The sequence below is a fragment of the Campylobacter concisus genome (assembly GCF_015229965.1).
GTDB classification, from domain to species: domain Bacteria; phylum Campylobacterota; class Campylobacteria; order Campylobacterales; family Campylobacteraceae; genus Campylobacter_A; species Campylobacter_A concisus_BD.
Genome location: NZ_JAAKZB010000008.1, coordinates 55,429 through 78,545, shown reverse-complemented (window position 1 = coordinate 78,545; position 23,117 = coordinate 55,429). Strand labels below are relative to the sequence as shown.

The 23,117-nt window shown below is 38.4% G+C and carries 32 protein-coding genes; 23 read left to right on the top strand and 9 right to left on the bottom strand.

Going from position 1 to position 23,117, the window contains the following annotated elements; translation table 11 throughout:
* The first annotated feature begins 37 nt into the window (after nt 1–37).
* From G6W43_RS05170 to G6W43_RS05160, 3 genes are read left to right on the top strand one after another with little or no spacing between them, the layout of a single operon-like run.
* Nucleotides 38–1,030, top strand: a complete 993-nt coding sequence (locus tag G6W43_RS05170; protein ID WP_002941552.1) for a DctP family TRAP transporter solute-binding subunit — start codon at nt 38–40, stop codon at nt 1,028–1,030.
* The gene (locus G6W43_RS05165; RefSeq protein WP_021087242.1) at nt 1,030–1,572 is read left to right on the top strand and encodes a TRAP transporter small permease; all 543 of its coding nucleotides are present in this window, start codon (nt 1,030–1,032) and stop codon (nt 1,570–1,572) included. The genes G6W43_RS05170 and G6W43_RS05165 overlap by 1 nt, the downstream gene beginning before the upstream one ends.
* A 10-nt stretch (nt 1,573–1,582) precedes the next feature.
* Nucleotides 1,583–2,866 (top strand): TRAP transporter large permease, encoded by a 1,284-nt coding sequence (locus tag G6W43_RS05160; RefSeq protein WP_103615308.1) that lies wholly within the window; start codon nt 1,583–1,585, stop codon nt 2,864–2,866.
* A gap of 25 nt (nt 2,867–2,891) precedes the next feature.
* On the opposite strand, the gene G6W43_RS05155 is transcribed toward G6W43_RS05160, so the two are convergent.
* Genes G6W43_RS05155 through G6W43_RS05135 form a run of 5 tightly spaced genes read right to left on the bottom strand, consistent with a single transcriptional unit; the run spans nt 2,892 to nt 7,725 of the window.
* Nucleotides 2,892–3,941: a GGDEF domain-containing protein gene (locus G6W43_RS05155; protein ID WP_194169302.1), complete on the bottom strand. Its 1,050-nt coding sequence runs from the start codon at nt 3,939–3,941 to the stop codon at nt 2,892–2,894.
* Complete coding sequence (locus G6W43_RS05150; protein WP_103567068.1) at nt 3,934–5,028, bottom strand: GGDEF domain-containing protein; 1,095 nt, start codon at nt 5,026–5,028, stop codon at nt 3,934–3,936. The genes G6W43_RS05155 and G6W43_RS05150 overlap by 8 nt, the downstream gene beginning before the upstream one ends.
* Before the next feature lie 46 nt (nt 5,029–5,074).
* Nucleotides 5,075–5,233: a hypothetical protein gene (locus tag G6W43_RS05145; protein ID WP_002941615.1), complete on the bottom strand. Its 159-nt coding sequence runs from the start codon at nt 5,231–5,233 to the stop codon at nt 5,075–5,077.
* A 10-nt stretch (nt 5,234–5,243) separates the two neighbouring features.
* Nucleotides 5,244–7,088, bottom strand: coding sequence for a mechanosensitive ion channel domain-containing protein (locus tag G6W43_RS05140; protein WP_103598461.1), 1,845 nt, complete (start codon nt 7,086–7,088; stop codon nt 5,244–5,246).
* A complete protein-coding gene (locus G6W43_RS05135) occupies nt 7,081–7,725 on the bottom strand; it encodes a carbonic anhydrase (protein WP_021086289.1) in 645 nt (214 codons plus the stop codon). Before G6W43_RS05135 ends, G6W43_RS05140 begins: the two co-directional genes overlap by 8 nt.
* Before the next feature lie 171 nt (nt 7,726–7,896).
* Here G6W43_RS05135 and G6W43_RS05130 point away from each other — a divergent pair, with 171 nt between their 5' ends.
* The 5 genes from G6W43_RS05130 to frr all read left to right on the top strand — a co-directional run bounded on the left by G6W43_RS05130 (nt 7,897) and on the right by frr (nt 10,872).
* Nucleotides 7,897–8,595 (top strand): Bax inhibitor-1/YccA family protein, encoded by a 699-nt coding sequence (locus G6W43_RS05130; RefSeq protein ID WP_002941542.1) that lies wholly within the window; start codon nt 7,897–7,899, stop codon nt 8,593–8,595.
* Nucleotides 8,588–8,971: a thiamine-phosphate pyrophosphorylase gene (locus G6W43_RS05125; RefSeq protein WP_103597042.1), complete on the top strand. Its 384-nt coding sequence runs from the start codon at nt 8,588–8,590 to the stop codon at nt 8,969–8,971. The genes G6W43_RS05130 and G6W43_RS05125 overlap by 8 nt, the downstream gene beginning before the upstream one ends.
* Nucleotides 8,972–9,033: 62 nt before the next feature.
* Nucleotides 9,034–9,363 carry a preprotein translocase subunit SecG gene (secG, locus tag G6W43_RS05120; protein WP_002941549.1) on the top strand — a complete coding sequence of 110 codons (330 nt, stop codon included), beginning with the start codon at nt 9,034–9,036 and terminating at the stop codon, nt 9,361–9,363.
* 2 nt (nt 9,364–9,365) lie between these two features.
* Nucleotides 9,366–10,325: a polysaccharide deacetylase family protein gene (locus G6W43_RS05115; protein ID WP_103573087.1), complete on the top strand. Its 960-nt coding sequence runs from the start codon at nt 9,366–9,368 to the stop codon at nt 10,323–10,325.
* Nucleotides 10,315–10,872: a ribosome recycling factor gene (gene frr / locus G6W43_RS05110; protein WP_107847959.1), complete on the top strand. Its 558-nt coding sequence runs from the start codon at nt 10,315–10,317 to the stop codon at nt 10,870–10,872. Before G6W43_RS05115 ends, frr begins: the two co-directional genes overlap by 11 nt.
* A 107-nt stretch (nt 10,873–10,979) precedes the next feature.
* Here frr and G6W43_RS05105 read toward each other — a convergent pair whose 3' ends face one another.
* Complete coding sequence (locus G6W43_RS05105) at nt 10,980–11,657, bottom strand: hypothetical protein (RefSeq protein WP_103616883.1); 678 nt, start codon at nt 11,655–11,657, stop codon at nt 10,980–10,982.
* A 102-nt stretch (nt 11,658–11,759) separates the two neighbouring features.
* Here G6W43_RS05105 and G6W43_RS05100 point away from each other — a divergent pair, with 102 nt between their 5' ends.
* Complete coding sequence (locus G6W43_RS05100) at nt 11,760–14,135, top strand: molybdopterin-dependent oxidoreductase (protein ID WP_103617505.1); 2,376 nt, start codon at nt 11,760–11,762, stop codon at nt 14,133–14,135.
* Nucleotides 14,136–14,138: 3 nt separating this feature from the next.
* Nucleotides 14,139–14,669: a hypothetical protein gene (locus G6W43_RS05095; RefSeq protein ID WP_103617506.1), complete on the top strand. Its 531-nt coding sequence runs from the start codon at nt 14,139–14,141 to the stop codon at nt 14,667–14,669.
* Between the two features lie 71 nt (nt 14,670–14,740).
* On the opposite strand, the gene G6W43_RS05090 is transcribed toward G6W43_RS05095, so the two are convergent.
* The 3 genes from G6W43_RS05090 to G6W43_RS05080 all read right to left on the bottom strand — a co-directional run bounded on the left by G6W43_RS05090 (nt 14,741) and on the right by G6W43_RS05080 (nt 17,324).
* On the bottom strand, nt 14,741–15,295 hold the full coding sequence (locus tag G6W43_RS05090; protein ID WP_194169301.1) for a ribonuclease HII: 555 nt from the start codon (nt 15,293–15,295) through the stop codon (nt 14,741–14,743).
* Nucleotides 15,295–16,149, bottom strand: coding sequence for a hypothetical protein (locus G6W43_RS05085; RefSeq protein ID WP_194169300.1), 855 nt, complete (start codon nt 16,147–16,149; stop codon nt 15,295–15,297). Before G6W43_RS05085 ends, G6W43_RS05090 begins: the two co-directional genes overlap by 1 nt.
* A gap of 80 nt (nt 16,150–16,229) precedes the next feature.
* Nucleotides 16,230–17,324 carry an ATP-binding protein gene (locus G6W43_RS05080; RefSeq protein WP_194169299.1) on the bottom strand — a complete coding sequence of 365 codons (1,095 nt, stop codon included), beginning with the start codon at nt 17,322–17,324 and terminating at the stop codon, nt 16,230–16,232.
* Between the two features lie 361 nt (nt 17,325–17,685).
* Between G6W43_RS05080 and rpsJ the strand changes: the two genes are divergently transcribed.
* The 13 genes from rpsJ to rplX are packed head-to-tail and all read left to right on the top strand — an operon-like array spanning nt 17,686 to nt 23,116.
* Nucleotides 17,686–17,994, top strand: coding sequence for a 30S ribosomal protein S10 (gene rpsJ, locus G6W43_RS05075; protein WP_009295257.1), 309 nt, complete (start codon nt 17,686–17,688; stop codon nt 17,992–17,994).
* 20 nt (nt 17,995–18,014) lie between these two features.
* A complete protein-coding gene (gene rplC / locus G6W43_RS05070; RefSeq protein WP_002941563.1) occupies nt 18,015–18,593 on the top strand; it encodes a 50S ribosomal protein L3 in 579 nt (192 codons plus the stop codon).
* Nucleotides 18,590–19,204 (top strand): 50S ribosomal protein L4, encoded by a 615-nt coding sequence (gene rplD / locus G6W43_RS05065; RefSeq protein WP_021089209.1) that lies wholly within the window; start codon nt 18,590–18,592, stop codon nt 19,202–19,204. The genes rplC and rplD overlap by 4 nt, the downstream gene beginning before the upstream one ends.
* Before the next feature lies 1 nt (nt 19,205).
* Nucleotides 19,206–19,487 carry a 50S ribosomal protein L23 gene (locus G6W43_RS05060; protein WP_002941535.1) on the top strand — a complete coding sequence of 94 codons (282 nt, stop codon included), beginning with the start codon at nt 19,206–19,208 and terminating at the stop codon, nt 19,485–19,487.
* Nucleotide 19,488: 1 nt separating this feature from the next.
* Nucleotides 19,489–20,322, top strand: a complete 834-nt coding sequence (rplB, locus tag G6W43_RS05055) for a 50S ribosomal protein L2 (protein WP_002941522.1) — start codon at nt 19,489–19,491, stop codon at nt 20,320–20,322.
* Nucleotides 20,323–20,324: 2 nt separating this feature from the next.
* Nucleotides 20,325–20,606, top strand: coding sequence for a 30S ribosomal protein S19 (gene rpsS / locus G6W43_RS05050; RefSeq protein WP_002941639.1), 282 nt, complete (start codon nt 20,325–20,327; stop codon nt 20,604–20,606).
* Nucleotides 20,607–20,617: 11 nt separating this feature from the next.
* Nucleotides 20,618–20,950, top strand: a complete 333-nt coding sequence (gene rplV, locus G6W43_RS05045; RefSeq protein WP_009295259.1) for a 50S ribosomal protein L22 — start codon at nt 20,618–20,620, stop codon at nt 20,948–20,950.
* Nucleotide 20,951: 1 nt separating this feature from the next.
* Nucleotides 20,952–21,650, top strand: a complete 699-nt coding sequence (rpsC, locus tag G6W43_RS05040) for a 30S ribosomal protein S3 (protein ID WP_002941650.1) — start codon at nt 20,952–20,954, stop codon at nt 21,648–21,650.
* A gap of 2 nt (nt 21,651–21,652) precedes the next feature.
* Nucleotides 21,653–22,078 carry a 50S ribosomal protein L16 gene (gene rplP, locus G6W43_RS05035; protein WP_002941572.1) on the top strand — a complete coding sequence of 142 codons (426 nt, stop codon included), beginning with the start codon at nt 21,653–21,655 and terminating at the stop codon, nt 22,076–22,078.
* Entirely contained in the window at nt 22,065–22,259 is a 195-nt protein-coding gene (rpmC, locus tag G6W43_RS05030) for a 50S ribosomal protein L29 (RefSeq protein ID WP_002941625.1), read from the top strand. Before rplP ends, rpmC begins: the two co-directional genes overlap by 14 nt.
* 1 nt (nt 22,260) lies before the next feature.
* Nucleotides 22,261–22,512, top strand: coding sequence for a 30S ribosomal protein S17 (gene rpsQ, locus G6W43_RS05025; RefSeq protein ID WP_002941511.1), 252 nt, complete (start codon nt 22,261–22,263; stop codon nt 22,510–22,512).
* Entirely contained in the window at nt 22,512–22,880 is a 369-nt protein-coding gene (gene rplN / locus G6W43_RS05020; RefSeq protein ID WP_002941516.1) for a 50S ribosomal protein L14, read from the top strand. Before rpsQ ends, rplN begins: the two co-directional genes overlap by 1 nt.
* Complete coding sequence (gene rplX / locus G6W43_RS05015; RefSeq protein WP_009295260.1) at nt 22,880–23,116, top strand: 50S ribosomal protein L24; 237 nt, start codon at nt 22,880–22,882, stop codon at nt 23,114–23,116. Before rplN ends, rplX begins: the two co-directional genes overlap by 1 nt.
* Nucleotide 23,117: the final 1 nt, after the last annotated feature.

The window sequence follows — 23,117 nt, the reverse complement described above, 5'->3', positions numbered from 1 at the left end:
ATAATGCACCTATCAAAACTATTACAAAGGATGAAAGATGAAATTCTTACAAGCTTTACTTTTTACATGTGCCATCAGTGGCTTAGCATTTGGTGCGGATAAGGTCTATACGATCAAATTTGCTCACGTTGTCGCAGCTTCTACGCCAAAGGGCAAGGCGGCTGACTTTTTTGCAAAGCGTGCTGAGGAGCTAAGTGGCGGCAAGATAAAAGTTCAAGTCTTCCCATCAGCTCAGCTACTTGATGATGATAGAGTTTTTGGCGCGCTAAAGCTTGGCAACGTCCAAATGGCAGCTCCAAGCTTTTCTAAATTTACACCTATCGTTCCGCAGTTTCAGCTATTTGACCTGCCTTTCATCTTTAAAGATGCAGACCACCTTCACAAAGTTCAAGATGGTGCAGTTGGCGAGGAGCTAAAAGGCCTTGTGACTAAGAAGGGCTTTGTAGCGCTTGATTACTGGGATGCTGGATTTAAGCACTTTAGCTCAAGTAAAAAACCGATCCTTGTGCCAGAAGATGCAAAAGGACAAAAATTTAGAATCCAAAGCTCAAAAGTGCTTGAAGAGCAGATCAAAGCGATCGGTGGCAACCCACAAGTTCTGCCATTTTCAGAGGTTTATTCTGCGCTTCAACAAGGCGTAGTTGATGCGACTGAAAACCCACTATCAAATTTCTATAACTCTAAATTTCACGAGGTTCAAAGCTCGCTCACACTCTCTCACCACGGATATCTAGGCTATCTAGTCGTTATGAGTGATAAATTTTGGAACAAACTACCAGATGATCTAAAAGCAAATGTAAAACAAGCTCTAAGCGAGGCTACAGCTTACGAGAGAGAAGAGACAGCTAAAGAGGACGCTCACGTCATAGCCGAGCTTGAAAAATATATAGCAGAGACTAAAAAGCTAGAAATTTTCAAGATCGACGACGCACAAAAAGCTGAGTGGGAGAAGACTATGCAGGCTATCTATCCTAAATTTTACGATGTCATCGGCAAAGAGCTTATAGAAAAAACAATCGAGACAAAATAATGAAGAATTTCATTAATGCTCTTGATATATTGATAGTCTCGCTCAATAAGACTATCGCCGTTTTAGGGCTAGCTAGTGGAACGCTACTAGCCTTTGCTAACGTCGTGGCTAGATACTTTTTTGACAAAAGCTGGTCATGGGCGAGCGAGCTATCAAACTACTTATTCATTTGGTCGGCGTTTTTTGCAGCAGCGTATGGCTTTAACAAGGGCATCCACGTGAGCGTAACTATCTTGGTGGAGAAATTTCCACCAGCGCTTGCAAAGGCATGCCTACTCTTTTCGCACATCTTAACAACTGCCTTTTTGATATTTATCGCGGTTTATTCGGTTGATTATCTTAAAATTTTGCACGAGATCGAGCAGATGATAATAGACCTTGGCATACCTCAATGGGTCCCTATGTTAGTGCTTCCAATAGCCTTCGTCACAGCTAGCTACCGCTCGGCTGAAAAAGCTATCAAAGTAGCTCTAACTCCAGCAGCAAAGGTCGTAAGCAACGAAGCGCACGAGCTAGCTCATGGTAGCGTAGTCAAAGACTAGGGAGAAAAAGATGACAATAGCATTTTTATTTATCCTGCTTTTTGCGCTGATGCTAATAGGCGTGCCAGTCGCGGTTTCGCTAGGCACAAGCACCGTTTTAACGATGATATTTTTTACAGATATCGACATCGCTACGATCCCGCAGCTAATTTTTGATGGTATCAATAAATTTTCGCTAATGGCGATACCGATGTTTATCTTGGCTGGAAATTTACTAAGCAAAGGCGGCTCAGCAAGGCGTATCATCGACTTTGCAAAGTCTATGGTCGGACACTTACCAGGTGGCTTGCCTATGAGTGCGATATTTGCCTGCATCATCTTTGCAGCAGTTTCTGGAAGTTCGCCTGCGACGGTTGTGGCTATTGGCTCGATTATGTTTGCAGCGATAAAAGAGGCCGGCTATCCAAAAGAGTACGCAGTGGGCGGCATAACAACGGCTGGCTCGCTTGGAATTTTGATCCCACCTTCAGTTGTTATGATAGTTTATGGCGTAACGGCAGAGGTTAGTATCGGCAAGCTCTTTATGGCAGGCGTTGTGCCAGGTCTTATGCTTGGTGGCATGATGCTTGTGCAAACCTACGTTGGCGCAAAAAAGCTTGGATTTAAAGCGACTAAGGCTGAGCCGCTTAAAGTAAGAGTGCAGAAATTTGCAAAAGCATTTTGGGCTTTACTAATCGTAGTAGTGGTTATTGGCGGAATTTATGGAGGCATATTCACTCCGACTGAAGCTGCTGCAGCAAGTGCGGTCTATGCGCTATTTATCTCACTTTTTATCTATAGAGATATAAAGATAAGAGACCTTTGGGATATCTGCCTAGACTCGGCTCTTACAACAGCTATGATATTTTTCATCATCGCAAACGCAGTTGTTTTTGCATATTTGCTAACTAGCGAGCAGATCCCACAAGCGATCGCTTCGATGATACTTGACGCAAATATCGGCATGATAGGATTTTTGATATTTGTAAATATCTTGCTCTTTATCATGGGTCAGTTTATGGAGCCTTCAAGCGTTATCATGATCATGGTGCCGCTCTTGCTTCCGATAGCTACGCAGCTTGGCGTTGATCCTATTCACTTTGGTATCATCTTGGTTGTAAATATGGAGATAGGTATGGTGACTCCGCCTGTTGGACTAAATTTATTTGTCGCAAGCGGTCTTACAAATATGAACTTAAAAGAGGTTATCATGGCGTGCTTGCCATGGACGCTGACTTTGTTCTTTGGTCTTATCTTGGTTACTTATATACCACAAATTTCACTTTGGCTACCAAACATAATGTATGGACATTAAAATTTAGAGGTCTAGGCCTCTAAATTTATCCTCTTGGATCATAATCCGCACTCATAACGATATTTTTACCATTTCGCTTACCAACGTAAAGTAGCTCGTCAGCTTGCTTGATCATACGCTCGATATTTACCTCAGTGTTGCCACTATGCGCCACGACGCCAAATGTCATCGTCGCTATGATCCTATTGTTTTCAAATTCAACGACATTTTGATTAAGCGTCTCTCTGATACGCTCTAAGATGCTAACTGCTTTTGCCTTTTTAACATCAAAGATAACAGCTAGAAATTCCTCGCCGCCAAATCTTGCAACCCTATCTTCATTTCTAAAAGCGTTTTTGAAAATTTTAGAAAGGCTCTTTAGCACTTCATCGCCTGCTCCGTGTCCGTAGGTGTCATTTATCTTTTTAAAGTTATCGATGTCACACATCACGATAGCAAAGTCATTACCGTCAAATAAATTCTTTTGTCTAAAAATTTGTTGCATCGAAGCGCGGTTTAAAAGCCCAGTTAGTGGGTCGTGGTTAAAGACAGCCTTAGCAGACTCTTTCTCTTCTAAGATGCCTAAGAATATAAATAAATTTGAGCTCTCTAGTAAAAATGATGTTAGGACGGCAAACACGCAAGATGCAGTTAGGTTAAATACAAAAAATATCTCTTTATATAAGGTATCATCTTTTACTGGTATATCTATCACTAGATAAAAAAGCAAAAATGCCGCGATATCTAGTAAAGAGATAAGTCTGCTTAACATTTTAAAGCTAACTGATAAGAAAAAGAGGCTAATTGTCGATGTTAAAAATAAAATTTCAAAGCCCCAGCCCAGTCCAAGGATAAAGACGCAAAGTGAGGCATGGAGTAAAATTTCTACTTGCAAGATAAACATCACGATCTTGTTGTTTTCTTCGCTATCAAAGAGTATCTTTAGTGCAAAAAGATATATGCTAACAGATAGGATGTTTGCCACAGTTAAAATTTCTTCGCCCATGAGGCAAAACATAACTAGGTAAAAAGTATGTACAGCTAGGAGCGAAAAGACGATGATTTTTTGTGAGATATAAAGTGAAATTTTAGGCATTGTCTTTGTCCTTATTTGCCTTCATGATCTCATACTCGATGCGGTCTTTGCCATTTTTCTTACCCTCATATAGCTTTTTATCAGCTTTGTTTATGACTGTGTCGATATCAGTTATAACGCCATTTGCACAAAGAACCAGACCAAAGGTCATGGTTACTGAGCTCTTATCAGGCAACTTTACCTGTGCTATCCTTGTGCCAAGTCTGGTTTCTACCTTTTTTACGTCTTCAGTTTTAACTTCAGGCAAGATAACTAGAAATTCCTCTCCACCCCATCTACAAATGTGGTCATTTTCTCTAAAAGTATCTTGCAAAGCCCTTGCTATCTCTTTTAAGACCTTATCGCCCCAGTCGTGTCCGTAGGTGTCATTTATCTTTTTGAAGTTATCTATATCTCCTAGCATAACGACTAAATTTGCATCACTGCTTTTCTCTCTAAGCTCTTTTAGCTCATATCTAAGTGTTCTCTCGATCGAGCGCCTATTTAAAAGACCAGTCAAAAAGTCATACTTAGAAATTCTCTCTATCTCCTCTTTCTCTTCGCTGATCTGTTTGTAGCCACTAGATGTGATCGCGTCAGAGAAAAACGAAAGTCTAAATACTAAGTAAAAAGTAAAGAAAACGCTTATACAGGTTGAGCCTATTTGTACCATGGAGTCTATCTCAACTACTTTATCCTTATATGTAAGATATAGCCACAAAAGGACAAATAGCTCAAGAAGACAGACAGAGTAGGTAAGAAGCCTTTGGTTAAAAGCCAAAAAGTAGTTTATAAAGATAACGCCAAGGAGTGTTATCCATATATTAGAGCTCCAGCCCATGCCAACAACGCCAGCGATAACTGCGGTGATGACATTTAGTTGAAAGATGGCAGAGATTAAAAATCTGTATTTGATATTAAATCTAATCCTTAAAGCAGTGCTAATAGAAAGAAATAAAAAACAGATAAAAATGATCGTTAAGTCAAAGTAAAAACTGCAAAGCACGATCAAGACAAAGGCGTTACTTACTATCGCTACGTTTAATATCGTTTTGTAAATGTCATCGATAGCCTTATAGCTATCTTGCTCTATAAATTCCTGTACCAAGCATTCTCTCCGTTAATTTCATCCATTAAATTTAATTTAGATCATTTTAATACGAGTCGTAACTATCCTCATCCTCATCGCTATCTTCATAGTTGTAGTCATTTTCGTCGTAGTTATAGTCATAGCTATCGCTACTATCCTCGTCCTCATCGTTAAATTCAGAGTAGTCTTCTTCTACCTCTTCGTAGTCAAAATCATCACTCATTTTTTTCTCCTTAAATTTTATCTTTGATATTTTCTATATACAAGCTTTGGCTTGGGAATGCAAAATTTAGACCATTTTGCTTTAAAATATCCATAATTTTTAGCATTACATCTTGTTTTACATCTAAAAACTCTCCCCAAACGATAGTTTTTGCAAAACAATAAACTAGGATGTTTATCGAGCTATCAGCAAAGTCATCAACCACGACAAATAAATTTGACTTATATCCAGCGTAGTCATCAACTGAGACTATGTTTTGTCTATATTTTAGACCTCTTTTATTAGCCGCGATATCTTCGCTTTTAGCGATATCTGGGTGATTTATCAGCATATTTTTGATGTCATTTACACATTTTTTGATCTCTTCTGTAGTTGGTCCATACTCGATGCCAATAACCATTCTTATGCGTCTGCCGACCTTTCTTCTGCTCCAGTTTCTAACAGGATCGCTCGCTAGCTTTGAGTTTGGCACGAAGATAAGGGCGTTATCAAAGCTTCTAACTGTTGTTTTTCTAAATCCTATCTCAACGACCGTGCCCTCGATATCGCCACAAACTATCCAGTCGCCTTGTGAAAATGAGTTGTCAAAGAGCATCATAACAGATGCAAAGAAGTTTGCGATGATGTCTTTAGCAGCGAAGGCAACAGCAAGACCACCGATACCAAGTGAGGCGATGAGTGCTGAGATATCAAAGCCAAGCTTTTGAAGGATCAGTAAAAGTGTGATGATTAGCACGATCACGTAGATCACTTTTAGTGCTAGGTTTATCACCTCTTTACGCTTGCTTTTTTGCGCGATCTTGTCGAGTATAGCGATGCCGTAGCCATTTAGTATGGTGAGGACAAGCCATGAAAATGCGACTATATATATGATAGAAAAGATATTTGCTACGACAAGCGGCACTGGCACTGGGTAAAATCCAACGCCGATACAGATATTTAGCGCGTAGATGATAAGAAGCGCAGAGATCGGCTTTTTCACGATATCTACGATCTGATCTTTAGCCTCTTTGACCCCTTCGCCTGAAGCGATGAGCGACATCACCCAGTAGGTGAGCTTGGCTAAAATTCTAGTTAGCGAGACGAAAAATAAAAATATCGCAACGATAACAACTATCTTGCCAAGGTTAAATTTGTTTGGATTTACAGCTGTTGATTTGTTTATATAGTCCACCGTATCGACTAAATTTAGCTCAGATAAGAGCATGCTTGAGCTTAGAAGATCGGCGTTATTTTTAAGGTAGGTTAAAATTTCCTCCTGCGTCTCTTTTTTTAGCTCAAGGTCCATAAATGCCGCGTCGTACGAGCCTGAAGTCTCATTTAGCGAGTCTTTTAGCTCCTTTATGCTGACGTAGGAATTTGTTTGTAAATTTAAGAGTCCGCCGTCTATTACCTCTTTGATAGAATTTGCCTTAGCACCCTTTTTAAATATCTCCTCAAGGCTAATGAGCGCTGAGTAGTAGGCGTAGTCTACCTTCATCTTCTCAAGCTCGATGGCGCTTTGTATATAAGCGTCCTTGTTTGACTGCTTTTCAAGTCTGGCTACCTTTTTCTCTAGCGCCTCTTTTTGCAGGTTGTACTTATTGATATCGCTTTGTGTAACTTCGATCTGCATAACATAGGTCGGAATTTTCTCTAAAAGAGCGCTCTTTTTCTTTTGAAGAGTGATCAAATTTGAGTTATCAACCTTTGAAGCGTTTAAGTCTTTTTGCTGAGATTTTATGATATTTATCTGGCTGTTTATGGTTTGAATTTGATTTGTTATGCTGATGATATCGTCTTCTTGTGTTACGTTGTTATCAGCGCCAAAAAGAGTTATGAAAGAAAGCAGGATGATGGCTAGAAATTTACGCATTTTCGCCTCTTTTGTCCGCTAGAAGTTTAAACGTGCCCTCTTTTAAATCGTAGCTAAAAATTTCGCCAGTTTCTATGATGTAGTGCCAGCCATAAATTTGAAGCTTGCCGCTTTCATACTCCTCTTTTACATTTGGATAGGTCATTATGTTTTCGATCGAATTTATCACGTTTAGCCTCTCGGTTAGCCATGCCATTTTGGCTGGATCGTCACTTGTAAATTTAAGCACTTCTCGCTTGATCGGCTCGATTAGCCTGATCCAGTTTCTAACGTTTGGAGTGTTTTTAAGCTTCTTTTCATCCACATAAAGTGCCGCGCATCCGCCACAATCAGAGTGTCCGCAGATGATGATGTTTTTGATGTTTAAAACTTCAAGCGCATATTCGATCGCCGAAGTAGTCGCCAAAAACTCTTCGCTCACTCTATATGGTGGCACGATGTTTGCGATATTACGCACCATGAAAAGCTCGCCTGGCAGGCAGTTTGTTATCAAATTTGGCACGACCCTTGAATCCACGCATGATATGAAAAGCGTGTGAGGATCTTGCTTGTGTTGCAGACTTTTAAAGAGCTCTTCATGCTCTAAAAAGCCATCTTCCATAAATTTTACTGCACCTTCAAGTATTGAATCATCCATAAAATTTATCTCCATTTTTTATATTTTTATCGCGATTATAGCAACTTTTATTTAATCAAAAAAATGCCCTCTAAAACGGACTTTAAACTAATATTTTTTATTAAACTTCTTTTTATATATTGTTTAATTATTTTAGGCTAAACTCACCGCAAAAATTCATAAGGAGAAAAAATGAGTTTGTACGATAGAAACTACGCTAAGCAAAATCAAGAAGAGCTTGCGTATTCTCAAAGCTCACTAAGCACTTTTATAAAACAAACTTATCAACTTTTTGCAGCATCACTACTTTCAGCTACTGCTGGCGCTTATGTAGGCATTAGTATCGCTGGCGTCTTTGCGGCAAATAGATTTTTGTTTTGGGGACTTGTGATACTTGAGTTTGTGTTGCTTTTTGGGCTAATGGCAGCTAAACGCAAAGAGGGATTAAATTTAATACTTCTTTTTGCATTTACATTTGTAAGCGGTCTTACGCTAACTCCGCTACTTTCAGCGATCCTTGCTATGCCAAGTGGCGCTAGTATCGTAGCTCAAGCATTTGGTTTGACAACAGTTGCATTTGGTGCATTAAGCGTCTTTGCGATGAATACAAAACGCGACTTTACGACTATGGGCAAGATGCTTTTTATAACTTTGATAGTTATCGTTGTAGCAGCGATCATCAACATTTTCGTTAAAAGCACGATGTTTCAACTTGTAATCGCAAGTATTTCATCGATCCTATTTAGTGCTTACATACTTTTTGATACACAAAATATCATCCGTGGCAACTACGAGACACCAGTTGAGGGTGCAGTTGCTTTGTATCTTGATTTTGTAAATTTATTTACATCATTACTACAAATTTTAGGCATTTTTAATAGAAATGACTAATGACGAGCGCATCTACCGAGTGATAGATGCGAATCTAAATAGGCTAAAAGAAGGGCTTCGCGTCGTTGAAGATATAAAAAGATATGTTTTTGATGACGCTAAGCTCGCCTATAAGATAAAGTCCCTCCGCCACAAGGCAAAGATCCCACAAAAAGAATTTTTAAAATTTAGAAATTCACAAAACGACGTTTTAAAAACCAGCACAAAAAGCGAGCAAGAAAGATCAAATTTAGATGAGATCATCACTGCAAATTTCAAGCGTGCCCAAGAGAGCGCCCGCGTGCTTGAAGAGTGCTTTAAGCTTATAAGTTTAGAGCAAGCTGAGCTTTTTAAAAGCATAAGATACGAGCTTTATGAGCTTGAAAAAGAACTTTAACTAAAAATTTAAATCTTTTCTTGTATAATCGCAAACTATTTAAAAAATTTAAAGGAAATTTCGTGAGTTTAATATTTTTAATCTTACAATTTGTTCTAGCTGTCGTTATCACGATCGCAGTTTTACTCCAAAAGAGCTCATCTATCGGTCTTGGAGCATACAGTGGAAGCAACGAGAGCCTTTTTGGAGCAAAAGGACCAGCTGGATTTTTAGCTAAATTTACCTTTGTGGTAGGCGTTTTGTTTATCCTAAACACACTTGCGCTTGGGTATTTTTACAACAAAGATCTAAAACGCTCTATCGTTGATAGTGTCGATAGCAAATCTCTAGTCATACCAAAATCAAACGACGTGCCAGCAGCTCCTAGCGCACCACAAAATCCAGCAAAATAACAATGATAAAAACGTTTTTAGCGTCACTTTTGACGCTAACGTTTGCTTTGGCAGACGCTCACATCCTAGTTTATCATCGCTTTGACGATCCAAGGCACGTTAGCACAGATATTTCTATTCAAAATTTAAGAGCTCAGTTTGAATACTTCAAAAATAACGGCTACGAAGTTGTCAAACTATCAAGGCTTGTCGATGCGGTAAATGCTGGCGAGCCGATCCCTGATAACTGGATCGTTATCACCGTTGATGATGGATACAAAAGCTTTTACAATAACGCTCTTGAGCTTTTTAAAGAGTATAACTACCCATTTGCTTTGATGGTCTATGTAGAGGCAAGCGCGAACAAATATGGTGATTATTTAGACTTTGATCAGATCAAAGAGCTAGAAGCTTACGGAGAGATCGGCTACCACTCATACGCTCATCCAAGGATGACTAAACTTAGCGATGAGGCCTTAAGAGAGGACTTTCAAAAGGGCGTTGAGACCTTTGAAAAACACATGGGTTATAAACCAAAATACTTTGCAGTCCCTTACGGTGAGATCGATAGTAGAGTCGTCTCTTTGGCAAAAGAATTTGGCTTTTTGGCACTTTTAAATCAAAACTCAGGCGCAGTTTCAGATAAAAGCGATGTTTATGATCTTTACAGAACGCCAGTGATGAATGGCACAAAGATAGCACTAACTTTTAATAGCAAATTTTTAAATGCTCAGTGGATATTTCCAGAGGGCTATCCGCAAAACAATGCGATCGACAAGCTCATCATCAAGACCGACACAAACGCAAGTGAGGGCAGTTTTTTCATGACTGGCTTTGACGGCTTTAGAAAAGTACCTATGACAAATGGCGTTTTTGAGTGTAAATTTAACCCACCACTTGATAAACGCAAAGTGTTAATGTCGCTAAAAGTAGATCATCACAGAAGCACAAAACTTCTAATAAAGGACACCAATGCTAAATAAAATTTACGATACCCAAAAAGAGGGTTGCGAAAAGGCGATCGCTTCTTTAAAACGCGATTTTACAACGCTAAGAACTGGCAAAGTAAATATCAACATCCTAGATAACGTTATGGTTGATTATTATGGCTCGCCAACTCCGCTTAATCAAGTAGCCACCGTGCTTACAAGCGACGCTTCTACTATCGCTATCACACCTTGGGAAAAGAGCATGATAAAAGCGATCTCATCAGCCATCCAAGCTGCAAACATCGGCGTCAATCCAAACAGCGATGGCGAGAGCGTTAAGCTATTTTTCCCACCGATGACCGTCGAGCAACGCCAAGAAAATGCAAAACACGCAAAAGCTATGGGCGAAAAGGCAAAAGTTAGCATCAGAAACGTAAGAAAAGACGCAAACGACGAGGTCAAAAAGCTTGAAAAAGACAAAGCTATAACTGAAGACGAGAGCAAAAAGGGTCAAGATGAGGTTCAAAAGATAACTGACAACTACACCGCAAAGATCGACACTCTCGTAAAAGAGAAAGAAGCCGAGCTTTTAAAAATCTAAATTTACTTAGAAATTTGCGCCCCTTGCAAATTTCTAAACCTCCACTTTTTAGCCATGTAATGTGGCTAAAATTATGTTTTAAAACAATTTGAATTTAGTCATAGTTTTTAAGTATCTTTATACAAGACATATCCACGTGAACGAATATTTTTGATGTTTAGTGTTAATCTATTTTTTAGAGTACCTACTAGATTTGATATTACAGCATTTGATTCCGCTCCCCCGTCAAAGACAATGTCGTCAATCTCCTCAAAAGGTATTAATTGTTCTAAATTAGAGCTAAGAAGCAAAGCCAACTTATGTAATTTTTTTGGTAAAAAAATGGCTTCATTATTTAAATAGATTGTCTCATTTTGTATATCTACACTTAATGATTTAGTAATTTTTACTAAATTTATTTCAGGCATAGGGACTAATATTTTTAAGTTGTCTAAGATGGCAGCAAGTTTTATGGGTTTAAATAAAATAATCGAATCCCCGCCATTAAAATTTGAGAGCATTTTTAAATAAATTCTACGATTTTTGGCTAAAAAAATAAAATGCTGGTGCTCTGATAGTGCGAGTATTTTTTCAAACTCTATAAGCTCACTACTTTCATAAAATGTATCTAAATCAAGTATTATTGCATCTATTCTCATACAGCAATTACAAAATGAGCTTACGAAATTTTCTGTATTCCAAATATATACGTTGTTAAAATACTTGCGTTTATCAATAACTAATTTTTCAGTTTTTTTATCTTTTAATATCACAGCTATATTTAGTTTTTCTAATATATTTCTCATGATCTGATTTTATATAGTTTAAGTAAAATATAATATTAATAATGATCTTTTTATGAAATTGCAATGTAAAATTACAGTAAATTTTTTTGAAAGGGAGTAAAATTGAAAATTTCAAGACGAGATTTTTTAAAATCAAGTGCAATAGCTGCTGCAGCCCTTGGCTCAACTCCAGTATTTGCAGAAGAAAAAGTAGCTAAAAGCGTTCCAAATGCAAGCGGATTTGGTGCGTTTTATGCAGATTTAGATGAGTCTGGCAAGATCATCAAAATTCGCCCACAAGAGTCTGATAAAGATCCAAAATACCCACTAAATGATGCTTGGATAGAGCGTGTTTATAGTGATACTCGCGTAAAATTTCCTTGTGTTAGAAAGAGCTATTTGGAAGGTAAAGACAAAAGAGAGCTTCGCGGTAAAGAAGAATTTGTTCGCGTGAGTTGGGACAAGGCATATGAACTGATAGTCAATAAACTAAAAAGTGTAAAGTCTAATGAAATTTTTAACGCCGCTTATGATGGTTGGAGCCACCCAGGACTACTTCATAACTGCGTTTCATTGCCAGGTAGATTTTTTAATACAGTTTTTGGCGGATCTGTTATCACTGATGGTGATTATTCTACTGGTGCAGCAAGTCGTGTAAATGGCGATATTATAGGTGATTTAGAAGTTTATTCACTTCAAAGTTCACATAAGACTATTTTGGAAAATACAAAAGTTTATGTACTCTGGGGTGCAGATATTTTTAAATGCAATCAAGTAGATTATAAAGTTGCAAACCGTGCAAACAATGAAATTTATGATGAGTACGTAAAGGCTGGTATTAAATTTATAACTATCGAACCACAATACACCCCTATTGCTAAAAAATTTAATGCACAATGGATAAAAATTCGCCCAAATACTGATGTTGCATTGATGCTTGGTATGATGCATTATCTATACACATCAAAGAAATACGATAAAGAATTTATTGCAAAATATACAGATGGCTTTGACAAATTTGTTCCTTATTTGCTAGGCAAAACTATGGACAAGATAGAAAAAACTCCAAACTGGGCTTCTAAAATAACTGGCGTTGATGAGGAGGCTATAAAATCTCTTGCTGATACGCTTGTATCTAATCGTAGTTTCATCGCTGGCAGTTGGTCTATTCAGCGCGCTCACCATGGAGAACAAGCTCAATGGGCACTTATTGTGCTTGCTTCTATGATCGGACAAATTGGTCTTGTAGGCGGTGGTCTTGGTCTTTCTATGCACTATTCTGGTAATGGTCAAGCCGCTTGCGACGTTAAGCTTCCTGCCGGCTTACCTCAAGGTAAAAATGAGGTTGAAGAAGTGATCCCTGCCTCAAGAATAAGTGAAGCAATTCTAAATTCAGGTAAAGAGATTAAATTTAAAGGCGAAAAGATTAAATACCCTAAAATAAAGGTTCTTTATGCAACTGGTGCAAATGTATTAGGGCATCATCCTAATGCAAATGAGATGATTAAAGCTTTAAGGACTCTTGATACTGTTATATCACAAGATCCTTGGTGGACTCCTACATCAAAATATGCTGACATTGTACTACCTGCTGCAACCCAGCTAGAGCGTGATGACATCACTTATGGAGGATCATTTTCGCAAGATTATCTGTATGCGATGAAGAAGGTTATAGAACCACTTTATGAGTCAAAATGTGACTATGATATCTTTGCGGATATGGCTAAAATGGTTTCAGATAAGGCATTTAGGAAATTTAGCAGTGGTAAGGATAAATTTGAGCATATTAAAAAACTTTATGAAAGAAGTGATTGCCCGGATCATATGAGTTTTGACGAATTCTGGGAGAAAGGATTTATGAAGTTTGAGCCTAGTGAAGAGGCGAAGAATTTTACTCGTCATGCTGATTTTAGAGCAGATCCAGTTAAGAATAGATTAGCTACAAAAAGTGGAAAGATCCAAATTTTCTGCCAAAAATTTGCTGATTATAAACTTGATGATTTTAAAGGTCACCCAGTATGGATTGAGCCAGCAGAATGGTTAGGTAACGAAAAATTAACTGCTAAATTTCCATTCCACTTTTTAAGTCCACACCCACTTTATAGGATCCACTCGCAAGCAGACAATAGTAATTTTATCCGCAAGATTTATAAAGTTGGTAATCGTGAACCTATAACTATAAATGATGAAGATGCAGCAATTCTTGGTATAAAAGATGGCGATACAGTCGAAGTCTTTAACTCAAGGGGTAAAATCCTAGCAGGAGCTGTTGTAACTAAAAATATAATGCGTGGAGTAGTTGCTTTACAAGAAGGTGCCTGGGTAGATCTTGATGAGAATGGAGTTTGCCAAGCTGGTAATGCAAATATATTAACAAGTAGCATTCCAACATCTAGTATGGCACAAGCTACTAGTGTAGATACATGCTTGGTAGGTATTAGAAAAAGTGATGCCGGAGAGTACAAAGGCATAAAACCACCTAAAATTATTGAGGCTTAAAATATGCGAATAGTTATAATTATGGCAATTTTGGCGAATTTTATATTCGCAAAAGATGCTTTCGTATCTGATATAAAAACTGATCTTTTTGATACAACAAACAATCAGGTAGTTGGTGAAATTTATGAAGGTTCGAAAGTTAAAGTTTTGGAGAAGAAAGGCGATTTAAGCCTTGTCGAGGTTAGTGGAGAAGTTGCTGCAAATAACCCTAAGGTTCTAGCTTATAAAAAAGAGCCGCTTTTGACATTACTTAGTTTAAAAGATGATACAGCAAAGCCTAAGATGAAATTTTGGGTAAAAACTAGTGAGCTTAGTGATAATAAAGCCGAAGCGTGGGATGAAGTAGACCTTTTTTACTATGATACATGTAGTTCATGCCATGCTGCGCATAAACCAAAAGAACACTCAATGCACGAGTGGGAAGCATATCTTTCGGCTATGCAATCTTTTGCAAAAATAAACGATGAGGAAAAAGCAAGAATTCTTAGATACTTGCAAGCTTTTGCCAAAGATGGTCCTGCATCTAAAAAATAATCTAAACTTGCCTTGAAAAAAACTTGCAAGAGTTAAAAGACTCTTGCAAGCAAAGATAATGAAATATGCAGCTAAAATAGCGAGCCTTGCGTGAGTTTTGGCTTTATGACAAAGCTTTTTCTATGAAAGTCTGAGTAGCCAAATTTAGATATGGCGTCTAGGTGCGACTTCGTGCCATATCCTTTGTGCCCTGCAAAGCCGTATGTGGGATAAAATTTATCCCAGCCACTCATCAAGCGGTCACGGCTTACTTTTGCTAGGATGCTGGCTGCACTTACCCCAGCGACCTTGCCGTCGGCCTTTATCATCGTGGTGATGCCAACGCCGTAGTCTAAATTTCCATCGTAAATGATCTCAAAGCCCTCAAAATGAGCCTTGAAAAGCTTGAGCGCTCGCCTTAGGCACTCGCTTAGCCCAAGCTCGTCTATCTGGGCGTTTGAGAAGTAGGCGATGAGGAAATTTGAGCTTTTTGTGATCTTGCAAAATAGCTCCTCGCGCCTTTTTACGGTTAATTTTTTGGAGTCGTTTAGGCCAGAAATTTCACTATTTAGTACGCAAGCAGCCACGCTTAGTGGTCCAGCTAACGCCCCACGTCCAGCCTCGTCGATACCACAAATTTTAGCCATTACAGCCCGACTTCATCGCTAAAGTAAGGTCTTAGCTCCTCAAGTGGCACGCTGATTTGCTCCTCGTTTAAAAATGTAAGTCCAAGCGGCGAAAGCACGAAGTTGTCGCTTACGCCAGCGTTTGCAAGGATCGCTTTTAGGTGGCTGTCGTTTATGTCTTTAAAAATTTGCTTTAGCTTTAGCTTTTTGTTTGTCGCAAGCGAGATCACCTCGCAGTTTGTTTTTTCATTTTTATAGGTGCAAACGCTCTTTATCTTGTCGTTGATGTAGTAGATATCTTTTAGGCTCTCATACTGACTATTTGGCCATTTTTTGCGCTCGCTTTTTAGGTCGTAAAACTCTGCAAGAAGCTTGTTTTTGTATTTTTTAGCTGAGTCTTTAGCGAAGATGTCGTTAGTGATCGCCTCATATCTTGTGCCGTTTGACTCGGTCATTTGGATGCCGATATTTAGGATCTCATACTCTTTTTCTTCTTTTACGGTGGCGTTGTAGGCTTTGTTTTTGACGATTATCTTGCCTTTTAGCTCGCCGTTTTCGTTTTTAACGTCTAAATTTATCTTATCAGAGACTGCATTTAATGATGAAATTTCACTGCCATTTTGCTCAAAAGAGCCCTTTTCATAGTCGTATTTTGCGCCGTCAAAAAAGATGTGACCGCTTATCTTAGGTGGGACCTTAAAGCTCTTACTTTGTTTGAAATTTTCAAATTCATCTTTAAAATAGTTCATATAAACTTCAAATTTCACACCATTTGCATCGCCACTAAATTTATAAAATTTCGCCCAGTTTTCGTGGTTTATCTCATAGCCAAAAAGGCTTGCAGCGATGAATAAGATCCCAAAAAATGCTCTCATGTCCGTCCTTTATAGTTTTTTTGATTATAACTATTTTATCTCTAGACTTTTAAAATGATAATCAAACAAAGAGTTTAAATTTATAAACCTAGGCTCCACCTAGAAAATGGCAAGATCTCGCACTTTATCCCCTCGATGCTTTGCTCGGCTTGGTTTGCGACGCTGATGATTTGAAGTTTGCTAACGCCTAACTCTTTTAAGCTCGCGTGGAGTTTTTTAAATTTCAAAAAGACGATCTCAGGCGCAGAAAATGGCACGCAGATGATCGCGAGCTTCTTTTTACTAAGGAAAAAATCGATCTCTTTTGTGTAGTAAATTTCATCTTTAAATTTAAGCAGTTCGCAAAAAACGACATTTGCAAAGACAGCCAAAAAGTCCTTTTTTAGGCACAAAGCATTACGAAGTGCGAAATTTGTAAAGTAAATTTTCTTGCTCGTGCTACTCTCGTCTAAATTTGGCACAAACTCCACGTATCCGCTCTCGTTTAGTAAATTTATCGCGCTATAAACGCTATCTTTTGAAATTTTCATCTGCTCTTTTAGATTTTTATAAATCCCAAAGGCGCTTATCGTGTCGTGGCACTTTGTTGCGCACTCTTTTAAGATAGCGATGCCTTGCTCGTTTAAATTTGCTCTTAAGAGCTGCTGCAAGTGGGCTGTGACCTCGCTGGAGTCCAAAAAAGCGCTTGCTATCTCGTTGCCATGGGCCAAAAAGTAGCTAAAAAGCAGGTCTTGATCCAAATTTTTCTTAAAAAATAGTATAAATTCCTCGTAGTCGAGGTAGTTTAAATTTATGCGTGCAAAGCCCTCAAGCGAGAGTGAAAATTCCTTGCTTGTAAGGATTATGTTTTCAAGTGTGAGCTCATTTAAAAAGTCTAAATTTATAAGATCGGCAGCTTGTAAATTTTCAACTGCGAGCACCTTTATCTGGGCATTTTTTTCTAAAAACTCTTTTAAATTTGCTAAAAGCGAGACTCTATCTATCCTTATATCGTCTAAATTTATATAAAGCCTCTCCTCACTTTTATAATGGCTCAAAAACTCATAAACAAGGGCTGTTTTGCCACTTGATATAGCGCCAATGATAAGCGTCTTTGGTGAGATGATCTCATGTTTTCTAGGGATAAATTTTGTATTTTTAATGGGTGCTTGATAGAGCGTTTCTAAACTTTTCAAATTTGACCTTTTTTCTTTTTGAAATTATAGCCACTTCCTTTTAAAAAGGAAAATATTGCTTTAAATTTTAAAAATAAACAAAATTTAGAAATAAAAAATAAAAATTTAGACTAGAAATTTATAAAATTTTTGAAAAATAAATTCTCCATTTGCAAGATACCTTCCTTATCAAAAGGAAATAATTAATCAAAATTCAACAAAAAATAGCGTTTTTCTTGACAACTATAATAGCTTTTTTGTAAAATCCCTATCTCTTTACGAAAGACCTATGTCTTGCTCGTACGATCGCTTGATCCTATGCGAGTTATTTTGATGTAAAGAGGTCGCGAGTTTGCGACAAGTTCTTTTTAAAGGAAAACACATGGAAAGAATCAGGTTAAAGCTAAAAGCTTACGACCATAGAGTTCTAGACCGCACTGTTGCAGCAATCGTAGAAGCTGTCAAACGAACAGGTGCCGACGTTCGTGGCCCGGTACCAATGCCTACAAAGATCAAACGCTATACAGTCTTAAAATCTCCACACATCAACAAAGACTCACGTGAGCAGTTTGAGATGAGAATACACGCTCGTATGCTTGACATCGTAGCTGCTACTCCAGAAACTGTAGATAGCCTAACAAAACTCGACCTAGCTCCAGAAGTTAATGTCGAAGTTCGTGCGATGAAATAAGCGGACAAAAGGATAAGAGTATGGAATATATTGTAGAAAAAATAGGCATGAGTAGAACGATTGCCACGAAGAGTACGCCAGTTACACTACTTAAGCTAGTTGAGGCTAAAGTATGTGAGATCGACGAAAACAAACGTGCTATCGTAGCGTATGCCCACACTAAAGCAAACAACAAAGCTATCGCTGGTCAGCAAAAGAAATACAATCTGACAGCAGAATTTAACAAATTTGCTACGCTTGAAGTAGCTAATAGCGAAGTTGGAAACCTAGACTTTACACCATTAAATGAGGCTAAAATTTTAAAAGTTAGCTTTAACTCAAAAGGTAGAGGCTACCAAGGTGTGGTAAAAAGACATGGTTTCGGTGGTGGTCCAAAAAGCCACGGCTCACGTTTCCACAGACGCCACGGTTCAATTGGTAACTGCGAATGGCCAGGTCGTGTTCAACCAGGTATGAAAATGGCAGGACACATGGGCAATGAGAAAGTTACTGTTAAAAACGAGCTAATAAGCTTTGACGCTCAAAATGGCATCGTAGTTGTAAAAGGTTGCGTTCCTGGTCACAATGGTGCAATGGGTAAAATAAGGATTGTAAAATGAGTAAAATTCACGTATTAAACGATAAATTTGAAAATTCAGGCGAGTTAGAGCTTCCTGCAAGCTACGCTGAAGTAAATCCGCACAACCTATATCTTTATGTAAAATCTTACCTTGCTGGTATAAGAGCAAATACGGCTCATACTAAAAGCCGTGCTTTTGTAAGCGGCGGTGGTAAAAAACCATGGAGACAAAAAGGACGTGGTGGTGCAAGAGCAGGTTCGACTAGAACTAACGTTTGGGTAGGCGGTGCAGTTGCATTTGGTCCAACAAACGAGAAAAACTATTTTCAAAAAGTCAATAAAAAACAAAAAAGACTAGCTCTTGAGTACGCTTTGGCAGCAAAAGCACAAGATGGTAAAATTTTCGCAGTAGATAGCATCTCAATCGAGTCTGGAAAGACAAAAGATGCAGCTAATATCATCAAAAATTTAAAAGTAAAAGATGCGCTTATCGTTAAAGATTTACTAGACGATAAAACACTACTTGCTTTTAGAAATTTAGCAAACTGCTATGTAGTAGATGCAAATGAGGTAAATGCTTATCTTGTCTCTACATTTAGTTCGGTTATCATTGAAAAAGCTGCACTAAAAACTATAACAAAAGAGGGCTAAAATGGCGGATATAACTGATATCAAAACAATTATTTATACAGAAAAAACTCTAGGCCTTCAAGAACAAGGCGTTGTTGTTATCCAAACTTCACCAAGAGTTACAAAAAACAGCTTAAAAGCGGTTTTACAAGAGTATTTTGGAGTAACGCCTGTTCGCGTAAATTCACTTAGAATTAGCGGCAAGGTTAAGCGTTTTAGAGGAAGAGCAGGCCAACGTGACGAGATAAAGAAATTCTACGTTAAGTTACCTGAAGGCGTAAGCCTAGAAAATACGGAGGCGTAAGATGGCTATAAAATCATATAAACCATATACACCTAGTCGTAGATATATGACTGGACTAAGCTCTGAAGATATAACAGCTAAACCAAGCGTTAGAAGCTTGCTTGTTAAACTACCTGCAACTGGCGGTAGAAACAACAATGGTCGTATAACTTCAAGACACAAAGAAGCAGGTGCAAAAAAACTTTATCGTATCATCGACTTTAAACGTCGCAAATTTGGTATAGAGGGTAAAGTTGAAGCGATCGAGTACGATCCAAACAGAAACTGCCGTATCGCTCTTATAGCTTACAAAGATGGCGAAAAACGCTATATTATTAGACCAAACGGCCTAAATGTTGGCGACGTTATCGCATCTATCGATGAGGGCTCACTAGATATTAAACCAGGCAACGCTATGAAATTAAGATTTATCCCAGTTGGTACTATCGTTCATAACGTTGAGCTAAAACCTGGCAAAGGCGCTCAGATAGCTCGTTCAGCTGGTGGTTATGCTCAGCTAATGGGTAAAGAAGAGAAGTACGTTATCTTAAGAATGCCAAGTGGTGAGATGAGACAAGTGCTAGCTGAGTGCATGGCAAGTATCGGTGTAGTTGGCAACGAAGACTGGGCTAACATCACTATAGGTAAAGCTGGACGTAATCGCTACCGTGGTATCCGCCCACAAACACGTGGTTCTGCTATGAACCCGGTTGATCACCCACACGGCGGTGGTGAAGGCAAGAAAAATTCAGGCCGTCACCCAGTTACTCCATGGGGTAAACCAACTAAAGGTGCTAAGACTCGCCGTAAAAAAGCTAGCGATAAGCTTATAATTTCAAGAAGGAAAGGAAAATAGAGATGGCAAGATCACTCAAAAAAGGTCCTTTCGTAGATGATCATGTAATGAAAAAAGTTATTGCCGCAAAAAATGCAAACGATAACAAACCAATCAAGACTTGGTCAAGACGTAGCACGATTGTACCTGAAATGATTGGACTAACATTTAACGTTCATAATGGCAAGAGCTTTATTCCTGTATATGTTACAGAAAATCATATAGGCTATAAACTTGGCGAATTTGCTCCAACACGCACATTTAAGGGTCACAAAGGCTCAGTGCAAAAGAAAATCGGCAAGTAAGGGGAGATAATATGAGTAAAGCAATTATAAAATTCGTAAGACTTTCTCCTACAAAAGCAAGACTTATAGCAAGAGAAGTTCAAGGTATGAATGCCGAGCTAGCACTTGCAAGCTTGCAATTTATGCCAAACCGTGGTGCTAAATTTATAGCAAACGCTATTAGCTCAGCAGTAGCAAATGGCGGATTTGAGCCAGAAGAGGTTGTAGTAACTAGTTGCCGCGTTGATGCTGGTCCTGTATTAAAGAGATTTAGACCAAGAGCAAGAGGAACAGCGAGCAAAATTCGCAAACCTACTTCTCATGTAATGGTAGAAGTATCTAAACCTGAAAAGAAGGAAGCATAATATGGGACAAAAAGTAAATCCAATAGGTCTTAGACTAGGAATTAACCGCAACTGGGAATCTAGATGGTTTCCAACCAAACAAAGTCTTCCTGAAAATATCGGTGAAGATTACAAAATTCGTGCGTTTTTAAAGAAAAAACTTTACTATGCAGGAATTAGCCAAATTCTAATCGAAAGAACGGCTAAAAAACTTCGTGTAACCGTAGTTGCAGCTCGTCCTGGTATCATCATCGGCAAAAAAGGCCAAGATGTTGAAAACCTAAAGAACGAAGTTAGCAAACTTATCGGCAAAGAAGTAAATGTAAATATCAAAGAAGAAAGAAAAGCTCAAGCTTCAGCTCAACTTGCTGCTGAAAACGTAGCTATGCAACTTGAAAAGCGTGTCGCTTTTAGACGTGCTATGAAAAAAGTTATCCAAGGTGCTCAAAAATCAGGCGCTAAAGGTATCAAAATTTCAGTTGCTGGTCGTTTAGGTGGCGCTGAGATGGCAAGAACCGAGTGGTATCTAGAAGGTCGCGTTCCGCTTCATACTCTTAGAGCAAAGATAGATTACGGTGTAGCTGAGGCTCATACAACTTATGGAAACATAGGTATTAAAGTATGGATTTTTAAAGGTGAGGTTCTTCAAAAAGGTGTTCAACCTGAGAAAACTGAAGAAGAGGCACCTAAGAAAACACGTAGAGCAAGAAGAGGTAAATAATTATGTTGATGCCTAAAAGAACGAAATTTCGTAAGCAAATGAAAGGTCGCAACCGTGGTTATGCGACTCGCGGAGCATCTTTAGCAACTGGCGAATTTGCACTTAAAGCTGTTGAGGCTGGTAGAGTAAATTCACGCCAAATAGAAGCTGCTCGTCAAGCTCTAACTCGTCACGTAAAGAGACAGGCTAAAATTTGGATTAGGGTTTTCCCTGACAAGCCACTTACTAAAAAACCTCTACAAACTCGTATGGGTAAAGGTAAGGCAGGAGTTGAAGAGTGGGTTATGAACATTAAACCTGGTCGTATAATATTTGAAATGGCTGGTGTTGACGAAGAGTTGGCTCGTGAGGCTTTAACTTTGGCTCTACACAAACTTCCATTCAAATCAAAATTTGTAACGCGAGAGAGTGAAAATGAAATATACTGAGTTAAAAGATAAGAGCGTTGCAGAATTAAACGCGTTGCTAAAAGAGAAAAAGGTGCTTTTATTTACTTTAAGACAAAAGCTAAAAACTATGCAGTTAAGCAACCCTAATGAGATTAGTGCTGTTCGCAAAGAGATAGCTCAGATCAACACTGCAATTAGTGCAACAAGACAAGGGGCGTAAAATGGCATTAAAAAGAGAAATTCAAGGTGTTGTTTTACAAAAAGCTGGAGATAAAACAGCTACTATTTTGGTAGAAAGACGCGTTATGCACCCAAGATACCATAAATTTGTAAAACGTTTTAAGAAGTATTTAGTTCATGATGAGAAAAATGAGACAAGAGCAGGCGATACAGTTGTTGCAGTTGAGTGCAGACCACTTTCAGCTCGCAAGAATTTTCGCTTAAAAGCTGTATTGGCAAAGGGAGTTGAGTAATGATTCAAAGTTTTACAAGACTTGCAGTTGCTGATAACAGCGGTGCAAAAGAGTTAATGTGTATAAAAGTTCTTGGCGGCAGCAAAAGAAGATACGCTACACTTGGCGATATCATAGTTTGCTCTGTTAAAAAAGCTCTTCCAAATGGTAAGATCAAAAAAGGACAGGTTGTAAAAGCTGTTGTTGTAAGAACTAAAAGAGAGGTTCAAAGAGATAATGGTTCGCTAATTCGCTTCGACGAGAACGCAGCTGTTATACTTGATAGCAAAAAAGAGCCAGTCGGCACTCGTATTTTTGGACCAGTTGGACGTGAAGTTAGATATGCTAACTTTATGAAGATTGTTTCGCTAGCTCCGGAGGTTTTATAATGGCTAATGTAAAATTTAAAGTCAAAAAAGGCGATACTGTAAAGATTATCGCTGGTGACGATAAAGGCAAAACTGGTAAAATTTTAGCAGTTCTTGCAAAAAAAGGTCAGGTTATAGTTGAGGGATGCAAAGTAGCTAAAAAAGCTATCAAACCAAGCGAAAAAACTCCAAATGGTGGTCACGTAAATAAAGAGATGCCAATTGATATATCAAACGTCGCGAAAGTTGAAGGATAAG

Bases quoted from the DNA above. Each gene is read 5' to 3' on its own strand.
- G6W43_RS05170 (WP_002941552.1), top strand. From the start codon at position 38: ATGAAATTCTTACAAGCTTTACTTTTTACATGTGCCATCAGTGGCTTA.
- G6W43_RS05165 (WP_021087242.1), top strand. From the start codon at position 1,030: ATGAAGAATTTCATTAATGCTCTTGATATATTGATAGTCTCGCTCAAT.
- G6W43_RS05160 (WP_103615308.1), top strand. From the start codon at position 1,583: ATGACAATAGCATTTTTATTTATCCTGCTTTTTGCGCTGATGCTAATA.
- G6W43_RS05155 (WP_194169302.1), bottom strand. From the start codon at position 3,941: ATGCCTAAAATTTCACTTTATATCTCACAAAAAATCATCGTCTTTTCG.
- G6W43_RS05145 (WP_002941615.1), bottom strand. From the start codon at position 5,233: ATGAGTGATGATTTTGACTACGAAGAGGTAGAAGAAGACTACTCTGAA.
- G6W43_RS05140 (WP_103598461.1), bottom strand. From the start codon at position 7,088: ATGCGTAAATTTCTAGCCATCATCCTGCTTTCTTTCATAACTCTTTTT.
- G6W43_RS05135 (WP_021086289.1), bottom strand. From the start codon at position 7,725: ATGGATGATTCAATACTTGAAGGTGCAGTAAAATTTATGGAAGATGGC.
- G6W43_RS05130 (WP_002941542.1), top strand. From the start codon at position 7,897: ATGAGTTTGTACGATAGAAACTACGCTAAGCAAAATCAAGAAGAGCTT.
- G6W43_RS05125 (WP_103597042.1), top strand. From the start codon at position 8,588: ATGACTAATGACGAGCGCATCTACCGAGTGATAGATGCGAATCTAAAT.
- G6W43_RS05115 (WP_103573087.1), top strand. From the start codon at position 9,366: ATGATAAAAACGTTTTTAGCGTCACTTTTGACGCTAACGTTTGCTTTG.
- frr (WP_107847959.1), top strand. From the start codon at position 10,315: ATGCTAAATAAAATTTACGATACCCAAAAAGAGGGTTGCGAAAAGGCG.
- G6W43_RS05105 (WP_103616883.1), bottom strand. From the start codon at position 11,657: ATGAGAAATATATTAGAAAAACTAAATATAGCTGTGATATTAAAAGAT.
- G6W43_RS05095 (WP_103617506.1), top strand. From the start codon at position 14,139: ATGCGAATAGTTATAATTATGGCAATTTTGGCGAATTTTATATTCGCA.
- G6W43_RS05090 (WP_194169301.1), bottom strand. From the start codon at position 15,295: ATGGCTAAAATTTGTGGTATCGACGAGGCTGGACGTGGGGCGTTAGCT.
- G6W43_RS05085 (WP_194169300.1), bottom strand. From the start codon at position 16,149: ATGAGAGCATTTTTTGGGATCTTATTCATCGCTGCAAGCCTTTTTGGC.
- rpsJ (WP_009295257.1), top strand. From the start codon at position 17,686: ATGGAAAGAATCAGGTTAAAGCTAAAAGCTTACGACCATAGAGTTCTA.
- rplC (WP_002941563.1), top strand. From the start codon at position 18,015: ATGGAATATATTGTAGAAAAAATAGGCATGAGTAGAACGATTGCCACG.
- rplD (WP_021089209.1), top strand. From the start codon at position 18,590: ATGAGTAAAATTCACGTATTAAACGATAAATTTGAAAATTCAGGCGAG.
- G6W43_RS05060 (WP_002941535.1), top strand. From the start codon at position 19,206: ATGGCGGATATAACTGATATCAAAACAATTATTTATACAGAAAAAACT.
- rplB (WP_002941522.1), top strand. From the start codon at position 19,489: ATGGCTATAAAATCATATAAACCATATACACCTAGTCGTAGATATATG.
- rpsS (WP_002941639.1), top strand. From the start codon at position 20,325: ATGGCAAGATCACTCAAAAAAGGTCCTTTCGTAGATGATCATGTAATG.
- rplV (WP_009295259.1), top strand. From the start codon at position 20,618: ATGAGTAAAGCAATTATAAAATTCGTAAGACTTTCTCCTACAAAAGCA.
- rpsC (WP_002941650.1), top strand. From the start codon at position 20,952: ATGGGACAAAAAGTAAATCCAATAGGTCTTAGACTAGGAATTAACCGC.
- rplP (WP_002941572.1), top strand. From the start codon at position 21,653: ATGTTGATGCCTAAAAGAACGAAATTTCGTAAGCAAATGAAAGGTCGC.
- rpmC (WP_002941625.1), top strand. From the start codon at position 22,065: ATGAAATATACTGAGTTAAAAGATAAGAGCGTTGCAGAATTAAACGCG.
- rpsQ (WP_002941511.1), top strand. From the start codon at position 22,261: ATGGCATTAAAAAGAGAAATTCAAGGTGTTGTTTTACAAAAAGCTGGA.
- rplN (WP_002941516.1), top strand. From the start codon at position 22,512: ATGATTCAAAGTTTTACAAGACTTGCAGTTGCTGATAACAGCGGTGCA.
- rplX (WP_009295260.1), top strand. From the start codon at position 22,880: ATGGCTAATGTAAAATTTAAAGTCAAAAAAGGCGATACTGTAAAGATT.